This window comes from Caballeronia sordidicola (assembly GCF_001544455.2).
GTDB classification, from domain to species: domain Bacteria; phylum Pseudomonadota; class Gammaproteobacteria; order Burkholderiales; family Burkholderiaceae; genus Caballeronia; species Caballeronia sordidicola.
Genome location: NZ_FCOC02000002.1, coordinates 569,630 through 590,895 on the forward strand (window position 1 = coordinate 569,630; position 21,266 = coordinate 590,895).

Here is a 21,266-nt window from a genome sequence, read left to right on the forward strand (position 1 = left end):
GAACGACCATGGAAATCGATCTGAACGCCGATCTCGGCGAAGGCTGTGGCTCCGACGAAGCGCTGCTCGATCTGGTGAGTTCGGCGAATATTGCGTGTGGCTGGCATGCGGGCGGAGCCGTGGCTATGCGCGATTGCGTGCGCTGGGCGGTCGCGAAAGGCGTGGCGATAGGCGCGCACCCAAGTTTCAACGATCCCGAAAATTTCGGGCGCAAGGAAATGGACATTCCGGCGTCGGATATCTATGCGGGCGTGTTGTATCAGCTTGGCGCGCTGGCCGCGATCGCAAAGGCTGAAGGCGGCAAGGTCGCGCACGTGAAGCCGCACGGTGCGCTCTACAACCAGGCCGCGAAGAATCCGGAAATTGCAGAAGCAATTGTCTCCGCTGTTCACGATTTCGATCCATCGTTGCTCGTGTTCGGCCTGGCGAACAGCGATCTCGTCGATGCCACCCGCAAGGCGAACATGGCGGCTATCGAAGAAGTCTTTGCGGATCGTGGATACCGGGCGGACGGGTCGCTTGTTCCGCGCAAGGATCCGGGCGCGCTGCTGGACGACGAAGACGCCGTGCTCGCGCGCACGCTCGCGATGGCGACGGAGCGGCGCGTGCAGGCGGTCAGCGGCGAATGGGTGCCTATCAACGCGCAAACCGTTTGTCTTCACGGCGATGGCGCCCATGCGCTTGCCTTCGCCAAGCGGATTCGCGGCGCGCTGGAAACGGCGGGAATCGCGGTTCGCGCCGCGCATGCGGTTGCTGCGTGAACTGAGCGCAGCGCCTCTAGATTGATTGAACGCCTCGGGTCAACACGAGGCGTTTTAGCAAGCGGCCATAGAGCCGCTTTTCGTCAAGCCGATGGAACGGACGGCTCAAAGCAAGCGGTCTGTCCAGCGGCGGAAGGTAATTTACCGAGCACTGGAGATCTTATGGGAACCGCTGTCAACCTATGGCCGCTGATTGGAGTGGCCGTCATCATCGTGGGATTTATCCTGCGCTTCAATCCCATGCTGATCGTGGCCGCCGCCGCCATTATCACGGGACTGGCGGCGCATTTCCCGATCGATCGTATTCTTACTGCCATCGGCGCGGGGTTTCTCAAGACGCGCAATATCCCGCTGATCATTTTGCTGCCGCTTGCCGTGATTGGTTTGCTCGAACGGCACGGCCTGCGTGAACGCGCGCAAATCTGGATTTCGGGCATCAAGGCAGCGACGGTCGGGCGTCTTCTGATTGTGTATCTGCTGATTCGCGAATTGACGGCGGCCGTTGGCCTGACCGGCCTTGGCGGTCATCCGCAGATGGTGAGACCGCTCCTCGCGCCCATGGCCGAAGGTGCGGCCGAAGCACGTTACGGCAAGATCTCCGATGAAACGCGCTACACGCTGCGCGCGTATTCCGCGGCAACGGACAACGTCGGCTTGTTCTTTGGCGAAGACATTTTCGTAGCGTTCGGGGCGATCGTGTTGATGACCACGTTCCTGCGCGAAGCGGGCATTGTGGTTGAACCGTTGCACGTTGCCGTCTGGGGTATTCCGACCGCCATCTGCGCATTCCTGATCCATGGTTTCCGGCTGTGGCTGCTTGATCGGCGGCTCACTCGCGAACTTGGCGCGCTGACCAAGAACGTTCGCGGAGAAACGGCATGACGCTCACGATCAACTATCTGTTCTATTTGCTCGGCATTGTGCTGGTGATCGTTGCGGGCATGATTTACGTCGATAAAACCCATCCGCGCCGCCTCACCGCCGGCACGTTCTGGCTCGTCTACGCACTGATTTTCCTGATTGGCGACTGGCTGCCGGTGAATGTTGTGGGCGTGCTGGTCGTAGCCATGGCGCTGATCGCCGGTTTCGGCGGTGTGACGGCCGCAAAGCCCAAGATGCTCTCCGATGAAACCCGCCGCAAGACCGCCATTCGTCTTGGCAACAAGCTGTTTGTGCCAGCGCTGACCATTCCAGTGGTGACCGTGGTGCTGACGTTGGCGGCGAGCCATTTGGTATTTGGCGGCACGCCGCTGCTCGATCCGAAGAACGTCACGCTGATTGGTTTTGGGGTTGGCTGTATCGTCGCGCTGGCTGTGGCTTGCGTGATGACGCGTGACACCGTTGGGCAATCGATGAAGGAAACGCGCCGGCTGGTCGATGCGCTTTCGTGGGCAGCGGTGTTGCCGCAGATGCTGGGCATGCTTGGGCTGGTGTTCTCGGACGCGGGCGTGGGCAAGGCGGTCGCGCATGTGACGACGGCGTATGTGAATCTGGATTATCGGTTGGTCGCGGTGGCCGTTTATTGCGTCGGGATGGCGCTTTTTACGATGGTCATGGGGAATGGCTTTGCGGCTTTTCCGGTGATGACCGGCGGGGTGGGTGTGCCGATTCTGGTTGGGGTGTTCCATGGCAATCCCGCGACGATGGTCGCTATTGGGATGTTTTGCGGGTATTGCGGAACGCTGATGACGCCAATGGCCGCGAATTTTAATATGGTGCCGGCAGCGTTGCTCGAATTGCCAGATAAAAATGCGGTAATTAAGGTTCAAGTGCCAACGGCAATGTCGTTGTTGGTTGTTAATGTGTTTTTGTTGAATTGGTTGATGTTCATTTGAGAAATTTTCGATGCGGGCGAATTTTGGGCGGGGTCATGCTTTTTAGGGCAAAGCCCTAAAAAGCATGACTTCAACCCCAACCCGCCCAAGCGCCAGCGCCCGTTAAACCCCGAATAACCCCCCTTTCTCCTCCCTGATCACCCAATACCCACTGGCGCCTTTTCGCAATAATCGCTGCACTGGATCAGAACGTCAGGTCTTCATCGAAGACCGGCTGGACCGGAGCGCACCGACGTGGCAGAAGAAAGCGACCTCGAAAAGACCGAATCCGCCACTCCCAAGCGCCTGGAAAAGGCGCGGGAGGAGGGTCAGGTCGCGCGCTCGCGGGAATTGGCGTCGTTCGCGTTGCTATCGGCGGGATTTTTTGGCATCTGGGGCATGTCCGGACCCATCAGCCAACACCTGCAATCCATCCTGCGCGGCGCATTCACGTTCAACCACAACACCGTACTCGATACAAACCAGATGCTGATCGGCGCAGCCGCCGCCGGCAAGGAAGGTTTCTTCGCCTTGTTCCCCGTGCTCGCGCTGACCGCACTCGCCGCCGTCACCGCGCCCATGGCGCTCGGCGGGTGGCTGCTCACCACCAAACCGCTCGCACCGAATTTTGGGCGGCTCAATCCCGTCAGCGGCCTCGCCAAGATCTTTTCCGCGCAAGGTCCAATCGCGCTCGGCATGTCGATCCTGAAGACGTTGGTCGTCGGCGGATTGGCCGGCTGGGCGATCTGGCACAGGAAGGAGGAAGTGCTCAGCCTCGTGACAAAGCCGCTGAATCTTGCCCTCGCCGACGCCATGCATCTGATCGTGGTGTGCTGCGGCATGGCGATCGCGGGCTTGTTTCTGGTCGCCGCGCTCGATGTGCCCTACCAGCTCTGGACGCACGCGAAAAAGCTGCGCATGAGCAAGGAGGAAGTGAAGCGCGAACATCGTGAAAGCGACGGCGATCCGCACGTGAAGGGCCGCATCCGCGCTCAACAGCGTGCGGCCGCACGCCGCCGGATGATGACCGCAATTCCGACAGCGGACGTGATCGTCACGAACCCGACGCATTTTGCCGTCGCACTCAAATATGCCGATGGTGAAATGCGCGCGCCCAAAGTGGTCGCGAAGGGCGTGAACCTCGTGGCTGCGCGCATCCGCGAACTCGGGCGCGAACACAACGTTCCGCTGCTCGAAGCGCCACCGCTCGCGCGTGCGCTGTATCACAACGTCGAGATCAATCGCGAGATTCCGGGCGCGCTTTACGGCGCGGTCGCGCAGGTGCTGGCGTGGGTCTATCAGTTGCGCAAATTCAAGGAAGACGGCGGGGCGTGGCCGGAGGAACCGGACAACCTCGACGTCCCGCCGGAACTCGATAAAGGCAGCGTCCCCGAATCCGAAGCCGATCAGGAAGCCGCAGAAGCCCTGGCTAAAGACGCCGATAAAAACGAAACAGAAAAAGGAAAAGGAAGCAAAGCATGAACGCGCGCGCCGGATTTTTCTCGAAGCGCCCCGAGGCGTTGGGACCACAGAACCTGAGAGCGCTGGCCGGACCTGTGCTGATCTGCATGATCCTCGGCATGATGATCCTGCCGTTGCCGGCGTTCCTGCTCGACCTGCTGTTCACCTTCAATATCGCGCTTTCCGTGATGGTGCTGCTCGTCAGCATGTACACGCAAAAGCCGCTGGATTTCGCGGCATTCCCCGCCGTGCTGCTGTTTTCCACGTTGCTGCGTTTGTCGCTGAACGTGGCGTCCACGCGGATTGTCCTGCTCGAAGGCCACACCGGACCCGATGCCGCCGGCCAGGTGATCGAATCGTTCGGCCACTTCCTCGTGGGCGGGAATTTCGCGGTCGGTATTGTCGTGTTCGTGATCCTGATGATCATCAACTTCATGGTGATCACGAAGGGCGCCGGGCGCATTGCGGAAGTCGGCGCGCGCTTCACGCTCGATGCAATGCCGGGCAAGCAGATGGCTATCGATGCCGACCTGAACGCCGGCCTCATCAACGAAGATCAGGCGAGAAAACGCCGCGTGCAGGTGGCGCAGGAAGCCGAGTTCTACGGATCGATGGACGGCGCGAGCAAGTTCGTGCGCGGCGACGCGATCGCGGGTTTGCTGATCATGGTGATCAACATCGTGGGCGGATTGATTGTCGGGATGTTGCAGCACGACATGGACTTCGCGCACGCGGCCACGAACTACACGTTGCTGACCATCGGCGATGGTCTTGTGGCGCAGATTCCATCGCTGATTATTTCGACGGCCGCCGGCGTGATCGTGTCGCGCGTGGCGACGGAGGAAGACATTGGCACGCAGTTGACCGGGCAGTTGTTCAACAACCCGCGTGTGTTGATGATTACGGGCGTGATCATCGGTGTCATGGGGCTCATCCCGGGCATGCCGCACTTTGCATTCTTGCTGCTCGGCGGCGGTCTGGTCTATGCCGCGCGCACGATGAACCAGCGCGCGCAGGCGAAGAAGAAAGCGGCGGCCGTGACCGACATCGTGGCGCCGGCGAGCGCGCCGCTCGAGAACAGCGAGGCAAGCTGGGACGACGTCGCGATGATCGATCCGCTTGGGCTTGAAGTGGGGTATCGGCTGATTCCGCTCGTGGATCGCAATACCGATGGCGAATTGCTGAAGCGCATCAAGGGCATTCGCAAGAAATTCGCGCAGGAAATCGGCTTCCTGCCGCCGGTGATTCATATTCGCGACAACCTGGAGTTGCGGCCGAATGGTTATCGGATCGCGTTGAAGGGTGTGGAAGTAGGCGTGGGCGAAGCGTTTCCGGGGCAATGGCTTGCAATCAATCCGGGTCAGGTCACGGCAACCTTGCCGGGCAGTCCGACGCAAGATCCGGCGTTCGGTTTGCCGGCGGTCTGGATCGATACAAACTTGCGGGAGCAGGCGCAGGTGTACGGCTATACGGTCGTCGATGCGAGTACGGTTGTCGCCACGCACTTGAACCATCTGGTCGTGACGCATGCGGCTGAATTGCTGGGGCGTCAGGAAGTTCAGTCGTTGCTGGAGCGCGTTGGCAAGGACACGCCTACGTTGATCGAAGATCTCGTGCCGAAGACCATGGCGTTGACCACGCTGCAAAAGGTGCTGCAGAACTTGCTGGAAGAAGGCGTGCCTATCCGCGATATGCGCACGATTGTGGATGCGCTTCAGGAGCATGCGCCCAAGATTTCCGATGCACACGATCTGACTGCGGCCGTGCGTCTGGCGCTTGGGCGCGCGATCACGCAGCAGTGGTATCCGGGCAGTGGCGAGTTGCAGGTGATGGGACTGGACCCGGCGCTTGAGCGGGTGTTGTCGCAGGCTTTATCGACGGGGGCTAATCCGGGGCTTGAGCCTGGATTGGCGCAGACGCTGCTGAATTCGACGCAGAACGCGATCATGCGACAGCAAAATATTGGCTTGCCGCCGGTGTTGCTTGTGCAGCATTCGCTAAGGGCGATGCTCGCCAGGTTTTTGCGCAGGAGCCTGCCGCAGTTGAAGGTTTTGTCTTATGCGGAAGTGCCGGATACTCGGGGGATTAAGGTGGTGAATTTGATTGGAGGGTGAGGGGAGGTTTTTGGTGGCACCAGGGGTTAGGTGTGGGGAGCCCTAAAAAAGCACGCCCCCCGCCCGATTCCCATCAAGCCATAACAGTCCGCTTAAAAAACCTGCTAAAAACCGCATAACAGGCGCAGGCGACCAAGATCGAATCAATTGAAGGAATACTCGTAAAGGTAAACACATCCTTCACCGTCATAAATCCAACAAGTGATCCAATAATCCAGGCAACGAATGTGAGCACCTTAACCTGCGATTCGGCCACGAGCACCTTCGCGTCATACCCCCCTCGCCGATAAAGCAAAAAATCCGCAATATAAATCCCGGCAACGGGTGGCGTAGCAATCCCCAGAAACAACAGAAAGGGGATAAACCATCCCATGATGTCCATGCTTCCTACAATCATGGCGAGAATCCCCAACGCAACGGTAATCTGCCATTTCGGAAAACGCGTGAACAGCGTCGATACCACCAGCGTGCCCTGAAACATATTGCCGGCATTGCCCGTCACGGTTGCAAATATCAGGAGCAACGCGGCCGGCAAAACCGCGCCAAACACGGCCATGGAACCAAGCAGTGAATTCTGTCCCGTCATTCCGCTCGGCGTAGCGCCCGCCCAATACAACAACGGATAAGCAATCAGAAACGTCAGCGCGGCACCAATCACCGCGTGCTTGCGGTCATGCACGAAGCTGCCAAAGTCCGGCAATGTGGCAACCAGCACGATAATCGTGCCAACAACTGTCGACGCAGCCACACCAGTATTCATCTCGGCGAGACGCGCGGGTATCTCCACCTGCCCGTGCAGCGCGACATAAAGGCAATATGCAAGCATCAATGCAATAACAGGGATTGCGAACAGCGCGACCTTGCCCAGCAACTCGAATCCAAACGCAGTCGCGGACACGAAGATCACGCAACCTATTGCGACCAGAATGGGAACCGGCACATTCAGCCCATGCTGCGCCAAGAGGTCATGCACCGAATGCCCGAACATATTGGCAGTGACGGCAATCCATCCAAACAGGCTGATCGCAAGAAGGACGTTGATCGCGATCGCGCCTTTTTCGCCAAACGGATACTTCACGATCCCGTAAGTCGGCAATCGCGCTTTCTCTCCCACACAAATGGTGATGATCGACAAGATGGTCAAAATGATGCTGCCAATGATCACCACCTTGACCAACGCCGAACTGGACAGTTGACTCCCCAGACTCGACGACGAAAGCAGAACCGGCGTAATCGCAATGCCAAGCAGAATCATGGCAATGCGATACCCGGGCGCGGTATTCAAACGTTCGCTAGTTTCGCGCATACAAATAGTCCTTACAGTGTTCTCGTGCTTTTACGCGGAATAAAAATGGCCCGTGTAGGCGCGCCAGCTTCCGTGTGGGGTGATTTCTTTCTGGTTTTCCACGAGCCACGGTTCAGCAAGTACGCCGAGTACCTGCGTGCCATCGCGCAACGTGACTTTCCCAATGGATAATCCCGACGGCTCGCTCAACAAAAGTCCCGCGAGCGAGACCGGCGGCAACGCCCAGATTTCAAGCGCGACCGATGTCCCGCCTTCCGCAACGCGAATCATCCCCGGATGCCGGTCGCCGATACTCCACAGCCGATAGTGCGCATCGGTTTGATCTTCCCGAACGAAGACGCCCTGCGCGGCGATCATGTTCGGATTCAAATCGAGGCCTCGCATGAGCGTGCCGTTCACGGCGAGCAAAGTGGTTTCCATAATCGTCATGCCTCTATGTTTTGTTTAAAAATCTGGATTGCTAAACATTCAATGCGCGAATAAAAAAATTATTGAGTGATCCACGTGCCGGTTTTCTGATCGAGCGCTCGACGAATGGCTTCGGGGCTCGTAATCAGGCCTTTGCCGTTTCCGCCATTAGCCCGGCTGTGCGCGACAAAGCGCATGATCGCTTCGATTTTCGGCAGCATGCTGCCCGCTGCGAACTGGTTTTGGTCGATCAGCGTTTGCGCTTCCACGAGGCTTAATGTGTCGAGCCAGCGCTGGTCCGGCTTGCCGAAGTTGACCGCAACTTGCTCCACGCCCGTGGGAATCAACAGCAGATCCGCGCCAAGCTGCTCGGCGAGTAGCGCGGAAGCCAGGTCTTTGTCGATAACCGCTTCCACACCCGATATCTGCCGATGCTCGTCCACTACAACCGGAATGCCTCCGCCGCCGCACGCAATCACAATGCACCCTTCCTTGAGCAACCTGGCGATCACCTCGCGCTCCATGATCTCGAGCGGCTGCGGCGAAGCCACGGTGCGGCGCCAGCCACGCCCGGCGTCTTCCATCAGCGTCCAGCCGAGTTCCTGTTGACGCTTGCGCGCGGTGGCTTCATCGAAGAACGCGCCTATTGGCTTGGCCGGATCGCGGAACGCCGGATCGTCGCGGCTCACGCGCGTTTGCGTAACGACAGTCACCACGCGCCGGTCGATTCCCCGGCGGCTCAACTCGTTGCTCAACGCCTTCTGGAACATATAGCCGATAGCGCCCTGCGTATCGCCCACAGCGTAGTCCAGCGGAACCGGACGGACTTCGTCTGCGGCAAGCTCGGAACGCCGCAAGATGAAACCGACCTGTGGCCCGTTGCCGTGCGTAAGCACCAGGTCCCAGCCGGCCTCGATCATCTCTGCAATGTGTCCCGCGCTCTCGATCACGGCTTCGTATTGATCAGGAATACTATTGTGTTCGTCGTCGCGAATCAGCGCATTTCCGCCGACCGCGACTATTGCCAGAGGCTTCGTCATGATGCGTACCCGTATGATTTAAACGTACTCGGCCAGCGCGCGGATCGCGTCGATAAACCCAGGCATCGGCGCCGTGGTTATCCCGGCGCCGATCTGCCCCACGCCCGCCTGCTTGTGCGCAATCCCCGTGTTGATGATCGGCAGGATGCCGCGATCGACCACCTTGCGCGCATCGATACCCGCTGCGGTCGGCGCGAAATTCAGCGCTGGCAGCGTGAACGCGGGATTCCCGCCGATGGTGATGGCCTGCATGCGACGGCTGTTGTTCGTGGCGTCCGCCGGCGTTCCGCCCACGAACTTGACAATAGCCGGCGACGACGCCATGGCGAATCCGCCCACGCCCGCGGTCTCGGTGATCGCGCTGTCGCCAAGATCGGCCGCCGCGTCTTCCACGCCGTATCCGGGGAAGAACAGGCCTTCAACCGGATTGGCCGGCGCCTGAAACCAGCGGTCGCCGGTGCCTGACATCTGAATGCCGAAGTTCACGCCGTTGCGCGCCATGACGGTGATCATGGAACTGAAGGGAACGTTGTGGGCGGCGTCCATCATCGCCTTGCACGCCGCCATGGACAGGTTCAGGAAGAAGTGATCATTTCCCACGATGAACGCCGTCACGCGCTGGATGGTGTCGATCGGCAAGCCGCTGGACAGCAACGCGGGAATCAGGCGCTTTACGAGCAATCCCGTGGCGGCGGCATTGCGGTTATGGACTTCGTCGCCCATGTGCAGCGCCTGCGCCATCATCGGCTTGAGTTCCACTTCGCCGAGCACCTTCAGCGCGGTCTTCAATGCGGGCGCGAGTTCGTCCTTCATCCAGTGGAGGCGGTCCAGCACTTCGGCGTTGTTCGCGCCAAAGCGCAGCACTTTGCCGAGCCCTTCGTTGAAGTTGCTGAACGTGCGCCGGCCGTTGGTCTTGTTTTCGATCACCCACAGCGGCATGGACGGGCTGATGATCCCGGCCATGGGACCCACCGCGCCAAAATGATGGCAAGGCTCGAAGCGGATCGCGCCGTCCTGGGCCATTTTCTCGGCGGCTTCATGCGTGCTTGCCCAGCCTTCGAACAGGATCGCGCCGACGATCGCGCCCTTCACCGGCCCGCACATGTTCGGCCAGTCGATAGGCGGACCCGCGTGCAGGATCAGCTTTCTCTGCGACATCGCGCTGATCGCACTCGACGCGATCATCACGTCGACCAGAACCGGCTGTGCCGCGAGGTAATGCTGGAACGCCTGCTGGTTGGCCTGATCGACCAGCGGATGGCGTATCAGCGACGCCAGCGCGAGTCCCGCATCGACGTTGCCAAGCGCGGGCGGCTGCCACGTCAGGTTGATCACGTCCCCCCCGGCGAGCGCAAGGTTATCGGCAAAACTGCTTAGACCCGCATTGACCACATGGAGTGGCTGTTGAAATAGCGTATTCATCATGGTTCCGTTATTTTTGCGCCTGGGCTTGAGCGACGTGGCACGCCCAGAGCGCTGCCTGCGCGTTGCAACCCGCGACCAGCACGCGGGCTTCGCGCAGAATGTCGACCTGGCGGCTTCGGACTTGCGGATCGGCCTGCGTGCCGCAAACATGCGAGATCAGGACCGGCAAATCGCGACCGGCCGCCTGCAGCCGCGCTTGTTCTATCAGTGCGAGCAACTCGGTCGCGGGGTCCATCGACGCGCCGTAGCCGAGTACCAGGTCGAACAGCACGACGGCGGTCTGCGCGTCATTCAATTCGGCGAGAACGCGCTGGTTACGCAACGTCGGATCGATCATTGGATGCGGGCGGCCGCGCGTGAAGTCGTCGTCGCCCATGTCGACGAGTGTGTGGCCGAAGCTGTGCCAGATATCCTCGAGTTTCATATTCGATGCCACCGGCGTATTCGACGACGCCGGGAACCCGCGTTCGCGCAGCAGCAACTGGCTCTCGTAGCAGAACGTGCCGCCTGCGAACACCCCGCGAACGAAGCGGCGGATAGACGGCAGCGTGCGGCTGTATTCGTCGAGACGCGCGGCATCCGGCGCTCCCACCACGGCAACCGATTCCGGCAACGCCGCGCCTGACAGCAACGCGACGGCGAAACCGGCGGCGTCCGCCAGCGTGTGCGCGGGCGTAATGCCCGGTACGTTCATGTCGCCAGCGCGCGCGCCGAGAAAGTTCACGACCACGGGTTTGCCCGCCGCCCGTGCGCGCGCCAGGATTTTCTCCGCAACCGCCGGCGCGGGCGGCTTGGAGATCAGCACGATTACCTTTGTGTCCGGATCCTGCGCGAGCGCGTCGAGACCGTAAAGCATGGAAATGCCGCCGATCTCCTCGTGCAGGTCGTGTCCGCCGGTTCCGAGCGCTTGGGAAATCCCCGCGCCCAATTGATCGATACGGCTCGTCACTTCCTGCAGCCCCGTTCCCGAGGCGGCCACCACGCCGATCGCTCCGCGCCGGACCACGTTCGCGAACCCGAGCGGCATGCCGTTGATAATGGCGGTGCCGCAATCCGGTCCCATCACCAGCAGGTTTTTATCCCGGGCGAGGGTTTTGATCGCGCGTTCGTGCTCGAGGCTGACGTTGTCGCTGAATAGCATTACCGACATGCCCAGATGCAGCGCCTTGGTCGCCTCGGCCGCGGCGTAGTCGCCCGGCACGGAGATCAGTGCGAGATTCGAGGCGTTTTCCTGCTCCGCCGCCATTTCGAGGCTGACGAGCGGCGGCGGCCGGATGCCATCGCCGCCCGATTCCTGCGGCTTCGCGGTGAGGGCCTCTTCTGCCAGCGCGAGCGCGGCGTCGCAAGCCGCATCCCCGCCGCGCACGGCGATGACCAGATCGTTCGGACCGGCCTTCACGCCGTCGTCGAGATTGGCATCGCGTAACTGGGCGAGGTTCGTCTCGGTGCCCATGGCGACCGACGCCTGCTCGATATCCGGCAACGCGCTGATCCGGGCCGAGATTTGCATCAGGGAGACGGAGTCCTGATACATGTTTTTGAAAACTTTCGTTCTTATGCTCATTTCCAATTCCGGTGATCGTTACACCCGATGCTTCAAAAGCGGCCGAATGCGGGCCTGGCGAATCCGGCGTTGCATACGCCGAATGCCATCGAACCGATGAACAGATATTTGCTTGATCTTTATCCGATCAGCGAATTTCTTCTTGCGCTACGGTTTCGAGCGACCTGATTCCATGCAGAAAACCTCCCAGACAATCCACGCCAGAAGACGCACCAAACTCCATCACCTTATTCGCGGAAAGCGCAATATCCGCCGCCGGGCATTTTCGAGTCAAAATACTGATCAAATAATCGACAGGTTCCGAATAATGTCCTTGAAGCGCAAGAGTCAGATAATGCCGGCTGATACTCGTGGTCCGGTGAAGCTGACTTTTGATTGTGGACTCCAATAATTTCAAATGCGCCGCGATGACGTCAATATGCTGCCAGGACTGCAACGCCGCGAGATAACCCAGCAGATAATCGTCGCCATCGGGCGTCAGCCCCGTTCCGAAGCCGATCAACTCGGATACGCTCCCGTTGAGCGCCGATGCATCGTCGCTTACATTCAGCCGTGGCGCGCGTCCATTCGCAGGCCAGCCCGGCAGCAACTGAAGGCTGCTTCGCACTTCGCGCTGCCGGCAGTAAGCAACTAGCTGGCTGGCAAGCGCTGGATAGACGCCGACGAAGGCGTCGAGCGAGCAGGTGTCCCGCGCTTTTTCCGCCTTCGGCCGCCAGCATGGCGCGCGGCTGAGATCGGCGCGCCAGCGTGCGGCGTGCAGCACGTTGCCTTCGAGCACGACGGGTTCGCGCGGCCGGGACTGGTGGCGCCAGTCCCAACCCGGCGGCGTGACAATCCTGATGGCAGTCGGCAGGTTCTGAAAACGCGGGCTGAGCAAGGTCAGCAATTCCCCGTTTGCCGATGACAGGTTCAACGCATGCTGGAAGTGACTGTGCACCCAGAACCGCAGCGCCTCGCGCGGGCCGTGCTCGGCGAGATAGCCAATCGAGGACACTTCGAACGAGATGAGCGCCATGGCCGGATGTCCGGGGAATCAGCTTGAAGTTAGCCGCGCAGTCCGTCGATAACCGCTGTTGCGTTGCTCACCCAGCCAAAAATCGCGCCCTGCGCCTTGATCATCTCCAGCGCCGATTTCTGGAATTCGGGGAAGTAGGAACCTACGCAATCCGCCGGGATGATGCATTCATAGCCGCGATCGTTGGCTTCGCGAACGGTGGTGGTGACGCAGACTTCGGTGGTGACGCCGCACACAATAAGCGTCTTGATGCCGTGGTTTTGCAGGATGAGCTGCAAGTCGGTTTCATAGAACGCGCCCTTGCCGGGTTTGTCGATGATGGGTTCGCCGAGCGCCGGATAAAGCTCGGGAATGATGTCGTGGCCCGCTTCGCCGCGCACCAGGATGCGGCCCATGGGGCCGTCTGTGCCAATGAAACGCTTGCCGCCGCGCGTGAGTTTTGCCGGAGGACAATCGGCCAGATCCGCGCGATGGCCTTCCCGCGTATGAACGACGAGCAGCTTGGCGTCCCGGGCGGCCTTCAGCAATTTCCTGCAAGGCTCAATGGCGCTGCGTACCAGTGATACGTCATTTCCCAGCGCCTCGCCGAATCCGCCCGGCTCAACGAAATCACGCTGCATGTCGATCATGACCAATGCTGTTGTTTCTGCATTGAACGGTAATGGAAATGGCTCAGCCTGAAACAGTTTTTGTGGCATTTCAAATTTCCTTGAAGAATGTCAGGGGACGAAATGTTGAGTCAGATATCGCGATTCATGTGAATAACCGGTCGATTTATTATATGGAGGTTCTTTCCAGCGGACGACTGATATTTGATGGATTTCAAGATTATTCATTAATTGGCAAGGTTAATTCCATTCGTTTCCAAAAATTAATAAAGCCTTTATCACGAACGAATATGAATGTTATTGCGCGACGATAAATTGCTCAGCGGCATAATGGCGCGCCACGAATAAATAATCGAGATCGAACGCCGAAATCCGCATTTGGGCACTGCGGGGCGGCCTCAATCATCTGATGTTTGAGGGCTTGGTTTCCGCATCGGCGAGCCCCGCGCCGAACCCTCGAATTACCCCGCTTTCCCGGCTCTTATCAGCCAATGGCGCATTGGCCGCCCAAGCAATAATTCACTCACTGGATAACGGCGCGTCGCTTGAGCGTAAGACAAGTCAACCGCGACCGTTCAACCGCAATAAAACAGCGTGGGCGCAAGCTCAACGGGGGTCAAATGAACATCCGCAAATTCATCGGTGCTTCAAGTCGGGATGCGTTCCGGCTCGTGCGCGAGGCATTGGGTCCTGATGCGGTGGTCCTGTCGAATCGGGTGACGGAAGACGGCAGCATCGAGATCGTGGCCGTGGCCGATGGCGACCTGGCAAAGATCTCCCCGAAAGCCGCGGCGCAGCAACGCGAACTGAAACTCAAGGCGTCGCCGGCCGGCCCGAGCGCGGCGCCCGCGGCTTCCCAAAACACTCCCAATCACAACCCGTACGCCAGCGGAGACGTCTTTTCATCCGTGTTCGGCGCAAATCCCGAACCGCTCGAAGACCTCGAACCTGAAGCTCAGGCCGATCCGTTGCCGTTATCGCGCCGCCCGCGCGCAACGCCGGAAGAATCCTCCCGCACGATGGCCGAATCGAATCCCTGGTTGATCGAACACGCGCGCCGCGTGGCGCAGTCAGTCACCGAAGGCATGCCGCAGCGTTCGCTGAGTGCATCGGCGGCGATTGCAAAGGGACTTGGCAGCCCCGTTACCGTCACGCCGCAGCAGACCGACGCGCCGGACGCGCCCGAATGGACGCGCGAAGCGGCTCAACTCGCCGCTCGCCGCGCCGAGCAGAAGCTCGCGCAGGCACAGGCCGCCGCGTCGCCGGTCCAGTCGCCAGCCGCCAGCATGACGCAGGAAGGGGCGTTCGCAGGACTGCCGGCATCGGCGGCGGCGGCCGTCACGGAAGCCATTCGCGTGCGCATGGAGCAGGTCGTCAACGACACCGTCATGCACGAACTGTCGTCCATGCGCGGCATGATGGAAGAGCACTTCGCCGGCTTGCTGTGGGGCGACCGCCAGCGCCGCAGTCCGAACCACGCAGCGTTGACCAAGCGCCTGTTCGCCGCCGGATTCTCGGCGCAGCTCGTGCGCATGCTGATCGACAACATGCCGGAGATCGAACACGCGGAAAGCTCGATGCAATGGGTTCAGCAAGTCCTCGAGAACAATCTGCCCGTAATGGACAGCGAAGAGTCGATGATGAGCCGCGGCGGCGTCTTCGCGCTGATGGGCCCGACAGGCGTCGGCAAGACGACGACTACCGCCAAGCTCGCCGCGCGCTGCGTGATGCGCTTCGGCGCAAGCAAGGTCGCGCTGCTGACAACCGACAGCTACCGGATCGGCGCGCACGAGCAACTGCGCATTTTCGGCAAGATCCTGGGGGTATCGGTGCATGCGGTGAAGGACGCGGCCGACCTGCAACTCGCGCTTTCCGAACTGCGCAACAAGCACATCGTGCTGATCGATACCATTGGCATGAGCCAGCGCGACCGCACGGTGTCCGATCACATCTCCATGCTTTGTGGCGCCGGGCACCCGGTGCAGCGCCTGCTGCTGCTCAACGCCACCAGCCACGGCGACACGCTCAACGAAGTCGTGCAGGCCTACCAAAGCACGCCGGACCAGCCGCCGCTCGCGGGCTGCATCCTGACCAAGCTCGACGAAGCCACGAACCTGGGCGGCGTTATCGACACCGTGATCCGATACAAACTGCCCGTGCATTACGTATCGACGGGACAGAAGGTTCCGGAAAACCTGTACGTCGCGACCAAGCGATTTCTGATTAAAAGCGCGTTCTGCATTCCGCGCGACGGCTCGCCATTCGTGCCGCAAGACGACGACGTGCCGCCGCTCCTGTCCGCGCTTTCGGCGCGCGCTTCCACCGAACTGCATGAGGTTCACTTTGGATAAGTTCGCGTCCGATCAGGCTGAAGGCTTGCGGCGTCTCCTGACGCGCAACCGCTCGCGAGTGGTCACGGTGTGCGGCGCACCGGCGGGCGGAATGGGCGGAACCGGCAATACGTCAACGGTCGTCAATCTCGCGGCCGCGCTTGCGGCGCAGGGCAAGGACGTGCTGGTTATCGATGAACGGCAGAACGCGTTGTCGGCGAGCCGCCTCGCGAAGGTGCCGTCCACGGGCGCGCTGGGCGCGGTGTTGTCCGGCAAGCGCTTCCTGCAGGACGCGGTGACGCGCACGCCGTTCGGCTTCTCGATGATCGCCGCGCCTCGCGACGAACGCATCAGCCACGACGCCGCCCATTGCCGCGTCTTGCTCGATGGTCCCGCTGATATCGTTCTCATCGATACACAGCCGGATCGCAGCGGCGCGCTGTCCACGCTTGCTGCGCAGGCGCACGACTTCGTGATCGTGACCCGCGTCGCGCCGGCCGCGATCACCGAGGCGTATGCCTGCATCAAGCGCCTGCATTACGCGCACGCCATTTCGCGCTTCCGGATCGTGGTGAATCACGTGAAGAACGCCGCCGATGCGCAAATCGCCTTCGACAACCTCGCCGGCGTAGCAAGCCGCTATCTCGCCGTGAAGTTGATGCCCGCCGGCTGCGTGGCTGAAGACGCGCGCGTGGCGAAGGCGCATGAACTGTCGCGCTGCGCCGTGGAAGCTTTCCCGACCACCGCCGCCGCTCGCGACTATCGTCATATCGCGGCCGATTTGCAGTATTGGCCGATGCCAGAAAGTTCGCACTTCGAATGGCCGGCGCAAGCCGCTTCCATGGAAACGCCGCGCAACATCGAGCGTTCGATCAACCCCGGGGCTGGTTTGCGCCGCACCGAATCGCCGTTGGCGGAGCTTGCGATGCGCAGCCCGGCGTCGGTGTGACGAAGCAAAAGAAGGAACAAAGGTGAATGCGATGTATAACGCCCAGGGAAAACTGTCACAAGCCGAGGTCCTGACCCGCTACGCGCCGCTCGTGCGCCGTCTGGGTCTGCAACTGGTCGCAAAAATGCCGGCCAGCGTGGATCTCGACGATCTGATTCAGGCCGGCATGATCGGCTTGCTAGACGCCGCGAGCCGCTATAAAGAAGATCAGGGCGCGCAGTTCGAGACCTACGCCAGCCAGCGGATTCGTGGCGCGATGCTCGACGAATTGCGGGCGAACGACTGGCTGCCGCGCAGCATGCGCAAGACGTCGCGCGAAGTGGAGTCGGCGGTGCACAAGGTCGAGCAAAACCTTGGCCGTTCGGCGAGCGAGCAGGAAGTCGCCGAGCATCTCAACATGCCGCTCGGCGAATACCAGACCATGCTGCAGGATCTGCACGGCAGCCAACTGATCTATTACGAAGACTTCGACCGGTCATCGGACGACGAACCGTTTCTCGACCGTTATTGCGTCGATAAAGCCGATCCGCTGTCTGCGTTGCTGGATGGCAGCTTGCGCTCGGCGCTGGTGGAAGCCATCGATAAATTGCCGGAACGCGAAAAGCTGCTGATGAGCCTTTATTACGAAAAGGGGTTGAACCTGCGCGAGATCGGCGCCGTGATGGAAGTCAGCGAATCGCGCGTGTGCCAGTTGCATAGCCAGGCGGTTGCGAGGTTGCGGGCCAAGTTGCGGGAACAGGCCTGGTCGGGGGTTGAGGCTTGAGGGATTGGGTTTGCGGTTGGCGAAGTTTCGGGGCGCCGGCTTTTGCGCTTCGACTTCGCTTGGCGTTGGTTCCGGTCCAGTACATCGGGATTAACGATGCCGTCAGCAAGCGCGACATTGAAAGCAGCGCCGTTGCGCGCTCTCTACCTTCTGCGAGCGTGTGCTGTTCTTGGTGCGCCCGGCTGGGATCGAACCAGCAACCCCTGCCTTCGGAGGGCAGTACTCTATCCATTGAGCTACGGGCGCATATGAGCGAGGAGTACCGCGTTCCATATACAAAATCATGGAGGCAGGACTGCTGCGAGTCCGAAACAATACCTGTTTTCGGCCGATTCGTCCATCGCAAGGGCTTAAACGTCTAACGCCTGCATCTTCCAAAGCCTCTGCAAAACCTCCAAGAATCCGGGTTAACACGCGCTGCGACAAGCCTTTGCAGGCATGCCGCCACGTAAACGTTCCGTCTATAATCGACCGTGCTGGCGAAAACGTTTAAAACCATTCGAGAGAATCGCCGTTGCTGTCACGCTGTCGCTGTACCGACTCACATATAAAAAGGGAGACGAGACGAGCATGAGTGAAGCACCCCACGGAGTCCCGATCAAAACGCCCGGTCAACTCATCGCGGCAATCGTCGCCGGGTTCGCCATTCCAATCGTCGTGATCGTCCTGCTGGCCGTCTACGTCAACAACACGACACGCACCGGCGCCGGCACCGATTCCCTCTCGGATGCCGCCGTCGCGCAGCGCATTGCCCCAGTCGCGCAAGTCGATATCCGCGACGCCAACGCCCCCCGCGTCTACAAAACAGGCGAACAGGTTTTCAAAGCCGTGTGCACGACCTGCCACACCGCTGGCGTAGCCGGCGCGCCGAAGTTCGGCAATGCGGGCGACTGGGCACCGCGCATAGCGGAAGGCTATGACACGCTGCTCCACAACGCGCTCAATGGCAAAGGCGGCATGCCCGCTCGCGGCGGCACCAGTCCCGACGACTATAGCGACTTCGAAATTGCCCGGGCAGTCGTCTATATGGCCAACGATGGCGGCGCAAAATTCGCCGAACCCGCGCAACCGGCGCCTAGCGCGGCAGCGGGTGCATCGGCGGCTGCCGCCCCGGCGAGCGGCGCAGCAGCCGCTTCTTCAACCGCCGCTTCTTCAACCGATAACGCCCAGGCCGCAGCAGCAGTCGCCGCCCTGGCAAACGTGCCGCAGGCAAGCTCCGCACCGGCGGCAGGCGCGCAAAGCGCGGATGCATCGCAAGCTGGAAAGGCGTTGTACACGCAGGTTTGTCAGGCGTGCCACGCGGCAGGCGTGCTCGGCGCGCCAAAATTCGGCGATAAGGATGCCTGGGCCCCGCGCCTGAAAGAACCGATGGACACCGTCTATGGCTACGCGCTGCATGGAAAGGGCGCAATGCCGCCGAAAGGTGGATCGAATGCATCCGATGCCGACGTGAAAGCCGCCGTCGATTACATGGTTGCCGCGTCGAAGTAGACGGTTTCAGCAGACCAGCGAAACACAAACCCCTGCGCAAAAACGCAGGGGTTTCGTTTTCATACCGCTCAATCCTCAAGCCGGCTTCTGCAACAACTCCTTCAGCCGTGCCATCCGATCCTTCGGCGACATCGGCGCTTCCTCTTCCGTTGGCGGCGGGGCATCGTCCAAAAGCATTTCCGGGATAAACCGCGACGCCTCGCACACCACCGTTTCCCGCGCCCGCTTGCGTTTCTTGCACCAGTTCAGATGCAAGCTGCGCTGCGCCCGCGTGATCGCGACGTACATCAGCCGCCGTTCTTCCTCGATCCGGCCCGTGTCCACCGGCGCATCCGCATCGGCGTCCGGATTACCCCGGTGCGGCATGATTCCCTCTTCCACGCCGACCAGAAACACATGCGGATATTCCAGTCCCTTCGATGCATGCACCGTGGACAACCGCACGGCATCGGGATTCTCGTCCTTGCCTTCGAGCATCGACATCAGCGCGACCGTCTGGATCAGGCCGAGCAAGTTCTTGCCTTCGTCGCCGAAACCGTCGGCATTGTCGTAGCCGGTCGCCTCCGCATCCGCCACTTCCGGCTTCGTGCCCTTTTTCTTCAGCCACTCGCAGAATTCAAGCACGTTCTGCCATTTAGACTGAGCCTGCCGTTCGTCGTGGGCATCGTAGAGATACGCCTCGTAATGAATGGCTTCCATCATGTCGTTGAGCACTTCGGTTGCCGGATCACGCCCCGCGCGGTCAGACAGACGCTGCATCCAGTCGCAAAATGCGCGCAACGGCTCGACCTGGCGCGCCGACAACCGCGCCTCGATCCCGCCCATGAACACCGCTTCGAACAACGAAACCTTCGCCTGTCCCGCGAACGCACCAAGCGCCTCCAGCGTCGTGTTGCCCACGCCACGCCGTGGCGTGGTGATCGCGCGGATGAACGCGGGGTCGTCGTCGGGATTCGCGATCAGCCGCAAATACGCGACGATGTCCTTGATCTCGGCTTTATCGAAAAAAGACTGTCCGCCGGACAGCACATACGGAATCCGCTCGCGCCGCAAAACCTGCTCGAATATCCGCGCCTGAAAATTCCCGCGATACAAAATCGCATAATCCCGAAACGCCGAGCGCCGCTCGAATTTATGCGCCGACAAGCGGAACACGACCGACTCGGCCTCGTGCTCTTCGTCGTTGCACGCGGTCACGGTAATTGAGTCACCCATGCCGTGCTCGGACCAAAGCTTCTTTTCGAAGAGCTTCGGGTTGTTCGCAATCACGTTGTTCGCCGCGGTCAGGATGCGAACCGTCGACCGGTAGTTCTGCTCCAGCTTCACCACATGCAGCTTCGGGAAATCCTTGCCCAATTGCGCGAGGTTTTCGAGCGTCGCCCCGCGCCAGCCGTAGATGGCCTGATCGTCGTCACCCACCGCCGTGAACGCGGCGCGCGGACCAGCCAGCAGTTTCAGCAATTCGTACTGGCAGGCGTTCGTGTCCTGATATTCATCGATCAGCAGGTAGCGCAGGCGGTTCTGCCACTTTTCGCGAACCTGCTCGTTCTCTGCGAAAAGCTGCGCGGGCTTCAGGATCAGGTCGTCAAAATCGAGCGCCTGATACGCGTGCAGCGTCGCCACATAGCTGCGGAACACAATGGCAGCCTGCATCTCGTCTTCGTTCGACGCCATCGCCGACGCCTGATCCGGCGACACCATGCCGTTTTTCCACAGCGAAATGATCGACTGGACCTTGCGGATCAGGCCCTTGTCTGTGGTTCCGAGCTGCTCCTGGACCATCCCGAAGCAATCGCTGGAATCCATGATCGAGAATTGCGGCTTCAGCCCGACGTGCTCGGCTTCCTGCCGCATGATCTGGACGCCAAGCGAATGGAACGTCGAGATGGTCAGCTGGTTCACCGGCACACGGCGGCCTTCCTTGCCGGGCGCCGTGAGCGTCTTCCCTTCGAGCAGTTTTGCCGTGCGTTCGCGCATTTCGAGAGCGGCCTTGTTCGTGAAGGTCAGCGCGGCAATGTGCTTCGGCTCGAAGCCCTTTCGCTCGATCAAATGCGCGATTTTTTGCGTGATCACGCGCGTCTTGCCGCTGCCGGCGCCGGCGAGCACGAGACATGGACCATCGAGATAGCGCACCGCTTCGGATTGCGCGGCGTTCATACCTGCTGCGGACATCGTTCGGACACTTTGAGATGCGCAAATCACGCGACGCCTGCGGCC

General features: G+C 60.6%; 17 protein-coding genes and 1 tRNA gene. 9 read left to right on the forward strand and 9 right to left on the reverse strand.

Annotation, left to right across the window (positions count from 1 at the left end; genetic code table 11):
- Positions 1-8: 8 nt before the first annotated feature.
- The 5 genes from pxpA (at position 9) to flhA (ending at position 6,150) form a co-directional block, all read left to right on the forward strand.
- A complete protein-coding gene (pxpA, locus tag AWB64_RS05760; protein ID WP_060817624.1) occupies positions 9-761 on the forward strand; it encodes a 5-oxoprolinase subunit PxpA in 753 nt (250 codons plus the stop codon).
- 162 nt (positions 762-923) lie between these two features.
- Positions 924-1,643, forward strand: coding sequence for a DUF969 domain-containing protein (locus AWB64_RS05765; RefSeq protein ID WP_060817625.1), 720 nt, complete (start codon positions 924-926; stop codon positions 1,641-1,643).
- Positions 1,640-2,596, forward strand: a complete 957-nt coding sequence (locus AWB64_RS05770; protein ID WP_060817626.1) for a DUF979 domain-containing protein — start codon at positions 1,640-1,642, stop codon at positions 2,594-2,596. The genes AWB64_RS05765 and AWB64_RS05770 overlap by 4 nt, the downstream gene beginning before the upstream one ends.
- Before the next feature lie 234 nt (positions 2,597-2,830).
- Positions 2,831-4,057, forward strand: a complete 1,227-nt coding sequence (gene flhB / locus AWB64_RS05775) for a flagellar biosynthesis protein FlhB (RefSeq protein ID WP_060817627.1) — start codon at positions 2,831-2,833, stop codon at positions 4,055-4,057.
- Positions 4,054-6,150, forward strand: a complete 2,097-nt coding sequence (gene flhA / locus AWB64_RS05780) for a flagellar biosynthesis protein FlhA (protein WP_060817628.1) — start codon at positions 4,054-4,056, stop codon at positions 6,148-6,150. The genes flhB and flhA overlap by 4 nt, the downstream gene beginning before the upstream one ends.
- A gap of 73 nt (positions 6,151-6,223) precedes the next feature.
- Here the strand turns inward: flhA and AWB64_RS05785 are convergent, their stop codons facing one another.
- From AWB64_RS05785 to AWB64_RS05815, 7 genes are all read right to left on the reverse strand, one after another.
- Complete coding sequence (locus AWB64_RS05785) at positions 6,224-7,456, reverse strand: cytosine permease (RefSeq protein WP_060817629.1); 1,233 nt, start codon at positions 7,454-7,456, stop codon at positions 6,224-6,226.
- Between the two features lie 30 nt (positions 7,457-7,486).
- The gene (locus AWB64_RS05790; RefSeq protein ID WP_060817630.1) at positions 7,487-7,876 is read right to left on the reverse strand and encodes an allophanate hydrolase-related protein; all 390 of its coding nucleotides are present in this window, start codon (positions 7,874-7,876) and stop codon (positions 7,487-7,489) included.
- Positions 7,877-7,944: 68 nt separating this feature from the next.
- A complete protein-coding gene (gene arcC, locus AWB64_RS05795; RefSeq protein WP_060817631.1) occupies positions 7,945-8,904 on the reverse strand; it encodes a carbamate kinase in 960 nt (319 codons plus the stop codon).
- An 18-nt stretch (positions 8,905-8,922) separates the two neighbouring features.
- Positions 8,923-10,326 carry a YlbE family protein gene (locus AWB64_RS05800; RefSeq protein WP_060817632.1) on the reverse strand — a complete coding sequence of 468 codons (1,404 nt, stop codon included), beginning with the start codon at positions 10,324-10,326 and terminating at the stop codon, positions 8,923-8,925.
- Between the two features lie 10 nt (positions 10,327-10,336).
- A complete protein-coding gene (fdrA, locus tag AWB64_RS05805; RefSeq protein WP_060817633.1) occupies positions 10,337-11,893 on the reverse strand; it encodes an acyl-CoA synthetase FdrA in 1,557 nt (518 codons plus the stop codon).
- A 127-nt stretch (positions 11,894-12,020) separates the two neighbouring features.
- A complete protein-coding gene (locus AWB64_RS05810; RefSeq protein ID WP_060817634.1) occupies positions 12,021-12,908 on the reverse strand; it encodes an oxamate carbamoyltransferase subunit AllH family protein in 888 nt (295 codons plus the stop codon).
- A gap of 29 nt (positions 12,909-12,937) precedes the next feature.
- On the reverse strand, positions 12,938-13,606 hold the full coding sequence (locus tag AWB64_RS05815; protein ID WP_060817635.1) for a cysteine hydrolase family protein: 669 nt from the start codon (positions 13,604-13,606) through the stop codon (positions 12,938-12,940).
- 530 nt (positions 13,607-14,136) lie between these two features.
- Between AWB64_RS05815 and flhF the strand changes: the two genes are divergently transcribed.
- From flhF to AWB64_RS05830, 3 genes are read left to right on the forward strand one after another with little or no spacing between them, the layout of a single operon-like run.
- A complete protein-coding gene (gene flhF / locus AWB64_RS05820; RefSeq protein WP_060817636.1) occupies positions 14,137-15,867 on the forward strand; it encodes a flagellar biosynthesis GTPase FlhF in 1,731 nt (576 codons plus the stop codon).
- Entirely contained in the window at positions 15,848-16,795 is a 948-nt protein-coding gene (locus AWB64_RS05825; RefSeq protein WP_244163939.1) for a MinD/ParA family ATP-binding protein, read from the forward strand. The genes flhF and AWB64_RS05825 overlap by 20 nt, the downstream gene beginning before the upstream one ends.
- Before the next feature lie 31 nt (positions 16,796-16,826).
- Positions 16,827-17,558 carry an RNA polymerase sigma factor FliA gene (locus tag AWB64_RS05830; protein ID WP_060817637.1) on the forward strand — a complete coding sequence of 244 codons (732 nt, stop codon included), beginning with the start codon at positions 16,827-16,829 and terminating at the stop codon, positions 17,556-17,558.
- Between the two features lie 170 nt (positions 17,559-17,728).
- Here the strand turns inward: AWB64_RS05830 and AWB64_RS05835 are convergent.
- Positions 17,729-17,804: transfer RNA gene (locus AWB64_RS05835), tRNA-Arg, on the reverse strand.
- Between the two features lie 324 nt (positions 17,805-18,128).
- Here AWB64_RS05835 and AWB64_RS05840 point away from each other — a divergent pair.
- Positions 18,129-19,049: a c-type cytochrome gene (locus AWB64_RS05840; RefSeq protein ID WP_060817638.1), complete on the forward strand. Its 921-nt coding sequence runs from the start codon at positions 18,129-18,131 to the stop codon at positions 19,047-19,049.
- 75 nt (positions 19,050-19,124) lie between these two features.
- Here AWB64_RS05840 and AWB64_RS05845 read toward each other — a convergent pair whose 3' ends face one another.
- Entirely contained in the window at positions 19,125-21,221 is a 2,097-nt protein-coding gene (locus tag AWB64_RS05845) for a UvrD-helicase domain-containing protein (RefSeq protein ID WP_060817796.1), read from the reverse strand.
- Positions 21,222-21,266: the final 45 nt, after the last annotated feature.